Source organism: Sphingomonas sp. LH128 (assembly GCF_000293195.2).
Taxonomy (GTDB): Bacteria; Pseudomonadota; Alphaproteobacteria; order Sphingomonadales; family Sphingomonadaceae; genus Novosphingobium; species Novosphingobium resinovorum_A.
Window position 1 is genome coordinate 1 of record NZ_ALVC01000297.1, and the last position, 4,367, is coordinate 4,367.

7 protein-coding genes are annotated in these 4,367 nt (G+C 61.6%); 5 read left to right on the plus strand and 2 right to left on the minus strand.

Annotated features, from left to right (window positions below):
- Positions 1-28: 28 nt before the first annotated feature.
- Entirely contained in the window at positions 29-301 is a 273-nt protein-coding gene (locus LH128_RS21795) for a hypothetical protein (RefSeq protein ID WP_008831854.1), read from the minus strand.
- Positions 302-668: 367 nt separating this feature from the next.
- Between LH128_RS21795 and LH128_RS21800 the strand changes: the two genes are divergently transcribed.
- From LH128_RS21800 to LH128_RS21815, 4 genes are all read left to right on the plus strand, one after another.
- Positions 669-956 carry a hypothetical protein gene (locus LH128_RS21800; RefSeq protein WP_037520789.1) on the plus strand — a complete coding sequence of 96 codons (288 nt, stop codon included), beginning with the start codon at positions 669-671 and terminating at the stop codon, positions 954-956.
- Between the two features lie 513 nt (positions 957-1,469).
- Entirely contained in the window at positions 1,470-1,664 is a 195-nt protein-coding gene (locus LH128_RS21805; protein ID WP_008831856.1) for a hypothetical protein, read from the plus strand.
- Between the two features lie 645 nt (positions 1,665-2,309).
- Positions 2,310-2,663: an integration host factor subunit alpha gene (locus LH128_RS21810; RefSeq protein WP_008831857.1), complete on the plus strand. Its 354-nt coding sequence runs from the start codon at positions 2,310-2,312 to the stop codon at positions 2,661-2,663.
- A 183-nt stretch (positions 2,664-2,846) separates the two neighbouring features.
- Entirely contained in the window at positions 2,847-3,524 is a 678-nt protein-coding gene (locus LH128_RS21815) for a DUF3320 domain-containing protein (RefSeq protein ID WP_083910322.1), read from the plus strand.
- Here the strand turns inward: LH128_RS21815 and LH128_RS31530 are convergent.
- Entirely contained in the window at positions 3,507-3,860 is a 354-nt protein-coding gene (locus LH128_RS31530; RefSeq protein ID WP_172705135.1) for a hypothetical protein, read from the minus strand. The two genes, LH128_RS21815 and LH128_RS31530, sit on opposite strands and share 18 nt — an antisense overlap.
- On the opposite strand from LH128_RS31530, the gene LH128_RS31535 reads away from it, so the two are divergent.
- The gene (locus LH128_RS31535; protein ID WP_051586902.1) at positions 3,852-4,166 is read left to right on the plus strand and encodes a hypothetical protein; all 315 of its coding nucleotides are present in this window, start codon (positions 3,852-3,854) and stop codon (positions 4,164-4,166) included. The genes LH128_RS31530 and LH128_RS31535 overlap by 9 nt on opposite strands.
- Positions 4,167-4,367: the final 201 nt, after the last annotated feature.

The following is a 4,367-nucleotide window of genomic DNA, read 5'->3' on the forward strand; positions in this document are numbered from 1 at the left end:
CTCGGCTCGGTGAGCCATAACCCTATTGTCAGCTTGCCAGCACTGGCCGCCTGACCTGAACCTGATCCTGCCGTAGATCGACGGTTCCTACACCACCCCGCGGGACACGACCCGGCATGCTCTTCAGCCGCGCGGTGGTCGCTCCTCGACCCTGAGCAAGGGCAGCGATGCGGGACAGCGCGAAGTCACGATCGGCCTTGTCTCCGTGCTGGGCAAGATCGAGCAGACTGGAGGTGTCGCCGTTGGCCTCGAGCAGATCTCTGCTCCGCAGCCATTCGGTCATTTCCGAATTCGCTTCCATGTTACACCTCGCTGCTCCAGCCTCACCGCGAACGTCGAAGTGCGCCAATCGATCCCGGGCAGCCGGCAATGCTGAAGCGGATGGGCGTGTGCAAGGCGTTCTGCACGGCGATGAGCACTGTCTGAACTGTGATGGGAGGTGCGCGCCTTGCACCGATGCTAGAAGCCTTCATCATGGCAGATGCAGGAGGAGGCGGTGCCCGTGTCTCCTGTCAATCTCCATCTCAGGTAGATCCTGGGGTGAAGCAGACCTCAACGGGCATTTCAGATCAGCGATCTTGATGGAAATGCAAATGCGCCAGCGCGGACATTTGGCGGGCGAACTTGAGATTGGAACGAATTCAGTTTCTGCGGCTTGAGCCCATCAGGTGTTCCTGCACCTGTGGCCCGGCATGCTCTCTCCCACCGGTATGCGGCCGGGCCACTTCGCCTTTTTACAGTGCGTATTCCCGGAGATGACATTGCCCAACCGCGACCAGGACACCATCACGCCAGCTGGCGGCCACGAAGGCGGAAAGCCGAACAACCTGCGTTACATCGTCGGCGGATTGATCATCATGTTTCTTCTGGCCATGGCGATCGTGGGGCTCAGCACAAGGGTGTTGGAACGTCCTGGTCCAGATCAGGGAGCAACCGAGAAGGCACCCGCCGACTGATGCTGCGAAAAGGCCCGGCGCTCTGGAGAGGCCGGGCCAAGGTTCGGGTTACAGCAAACCCTCAGGTCGCGAGCGGACGATACAGGATTGCCGGTGGTCCGGAAATGAGAATATCTCATTCCCTCATGATCATAGCGCCGGGCAATTCATTCCGGCGATCCCCTGAGCAACGACGTTCCGGAAAATGTTGCCAACAGCTCACCTAATGCGACGCCGCAAGCCGTGATGCTGGCATCGTAGCGCGCCGACACTGTAAGTCACGCCGCAGCACATAGCCCTAGACAAAGTAACATCCGTTGTTGTGCTATCGCGCTCGTCACGGTCATCAGAGTGAAGGCCGCCGAGAGGGGCAGCGCAATGATCCGCAGGATTTGGTGCCTATTCAACAGCCATTGTCACATAAAGGCGGAATGGGATGGCTCGCACTATGTCGGGAACTGCCGCCACTGCGGTGCTCGAATTAGCGGCTCGCATCGAAGAAATGGTGGCGTACCTCTCGCAGATAGGTACCGCATGAAAACTGTCCTCGAGCGGATCGTCCGCGCGCTCTGCAGCCAGAACGGCTTCCCGGAGAATACAATGTATCAGGGGCGGCCGATGTGGGAGGACTTCCTTCCCAAGGCGCGCGTGGCTCTGGCCGCGATCCTCTACCCCACCGAGGTAATGGGAGGCGGGAGGAGCCATCGGCGGCTTTTCCGACAGGTATGAAGGCCAGTTTTCCGAGAAGGCGTCCGAGGTCTGGAAAGCGATGGTTGAAGCGGGCCTCGCCGGACTGCCGTAGCCGCAGCTCGGGAACAAAGGTAAGCCGAAGAGTTTGAAAATCGGTCTTTAAATCATAGTCAGAGGAGATGATCGTGTTCCGCAAGTCCGTCCAGCTCCATGACGGTCCCTGCCATGGAATGAGCGTGATCTGGGATGGCAGCAACGAGGTGCGGATGATTAAGTGCAGGCAAGGCTATGTGCCTTGGCCGAGCAAAGCGGGCCCACCGTTGATTGAAAGCGAGATCTACCGCCCTTCGGTCGATTCTCCATCCATCTTCGTTTGGGCGAAGGGAACTAGCTCAACTGCGGAGAATTGCTCAGCACCTTCTGGCTCCGAAAAGTTCTAAAGCCCAGCCTGACCATGGGTCACGGGCGCGGCGGCGGGAGGAAACCCGCCGCGCTCGCCCCGGCGCCACCCCATTCCGCCGAGCTGCAAACGAATGATATTGATGGACCGGCCGCATATAGCGGCGCTGCGTTCACAAGTGCGTTGATCCCCGCGCATTCATCGCTACCGAGCCGCCCGGGTGCGGCGGCTTGCAGGGGACCGGCGCACCCATCTCCCTTGTGGAAAAATCGTTTACTAGCGGTATGCTATCGATCTGCTGGCGCGTTCTCGTCGCGCCGAAGGAGATCCGCGTGCATCAAGAGTACAAGAGCCTCACTCGTGCCGCGATCGCCGAAGCGATCAAGAAAAACATAGGGATATCTTCCACCAAGGCCAATCACATGGTCGATGCGATCATTGAGGAGATGGCCGCTGCTCTCGAACGTGGCGAGAACGTGAAGATTGCCGGCTTCGGCACGTTCCTGCTGAACGATAAGGGGCCGCGGGTCGGACGCAACCCGAAGACTGGCAAGGAGGCGGTTGTAGGCGCGAGGCGCGTCGTCACCTTTAACCCGAGCACCATCCTGCGAGCACGCGTCGCTCCCTTGTTGGACTGATCTCAGATCAGCGACCTGCTCTGCAACGCGATCGCCATGCTGCGCGGCTTCACACTGCCGCGTGGACGGTTCGCGCGCATTTTTGGCATTTGATCGGGTGCGGGGCTATGGACGCGGTCGGCGTCGCGGAGTCGGGCCGAAAGAGCGGCAGTCTGAGCCTGGGCGGATCGGACCGGCTTCTTCATTGACCTTGCCGTCGCTGACGCGGAACCCCCTGGGCGTTACCTTCTCGGCATTGAATGTGATGGCGCCGCCTATCATGATGCGCGCTCCGCGCGCGAGCGTGACCGCTTGCGTCAATCCGTGCTCGAGAGCCACGGATGGACGATCCATCGGCTGTGGAGCACCGACTGGTTCTATCGCCCCAACGAGCAGATCGATGCCATCGTCACCAAGATCGAAGCGGCCAAAGCCGAGCATGACGCCGATGCCGGTGCAGAGGCCAACCGGTCCGCACGGTTCGAGATCTACAGCGTCGAGCGCGAGGACTTAACCGAAATGGGCATCATCTGCGCGGATGAAGTCGCTGAGGCGGCAAGTGCCAACCTCTATATAGAGGCCGTTATCTCTCGTCCGGCATTCCACGACGGCGAATTGCACGAAACCGCCGTCGGGGTTCTCGCCGCGCTCGTCGAGGAAGCCGTCCGGATCGAGGGACCTGTCCATATCGACGAGGTGATCGAACGTATCCGATCGGCATGGGGTCTCAAGCGCGCAGGCGGCAGAATCCAGCAGGCATGCTGCCGTCCGGGCCAAGCTGGTCGAGGATACCGGCCTGTCGCTGCGGGTGATGGTGGCGCATCTCATCATGGGTTCGGGGCTGTGGACGGTGCGGATCGAACCTCAGAAGTCACCCACTGATGCGGTGGCCGAGAGCGTCGAGGGCTGCCTGTCGGAAGTCTGTTCGATGCCCGGCGACGCGAGGTTCTGGCCCTGCTTGGCCTGGATGCCGAGACGGCCACAGTCGCCGGCGGCGATGCCGATGGGAAGGGCATTTGCGGTCTGGTTCAGCGGCTGATCGCCATGGACGATGCCGATGTCATGCGCGTCCTTGCGGTGGTCATGAGCGAAACGCTGGACGTCGGAACAGGCATCATCGAATTGCTGGGCCAGCACATGGGCGTTGCCATGGCCGATGTCTGGCAGGCCGACGTTGCCATGCTCGATGCGGTGCGCGATCGTGAGGTGATGGGCCATCTGCTGGTCGAGGTTGCGGGTAATCAGGTCGCTGCGGAAAACGCCAAGGCGACGAGCAAGGTCCAGCGGGGCATCATCCGTGGCTGCCTGACCGGGACCAATGGCAGGCGGAAGCGCGAGAGCTGGGTGCCGCGCTGGATGGCCTTCCCGGCGAGCGCCTACACGGCACGGGGCGGGGTCGGCAGCGCCGAACGGGCCGCACGTCTGGCCGCGCTTTGCGATGAGGAGGAAGCCGGGGCCGAGGCGACGGAAGGGGCTGAAGCCGCCCCCGCCGAAGCCGAACAGGCGCTGCCTCAGGCGGCTTGAACCAGTGAGGCCCGGCGGCGTGATGCTGCCGGGCTTCTCCTTTCAAGGAGACCATCGGCACGATAGCAATGACCGGCGTTGGAAGGTCCGCCACTTGGCCAGGCCAGGGTCTATATCGCCCACACCCGCGGGATCACCTCACCCACGATCAAGCGCGAGCTCAGGCGACGAAATGCCATCGAACCGATCATCGGTCACACC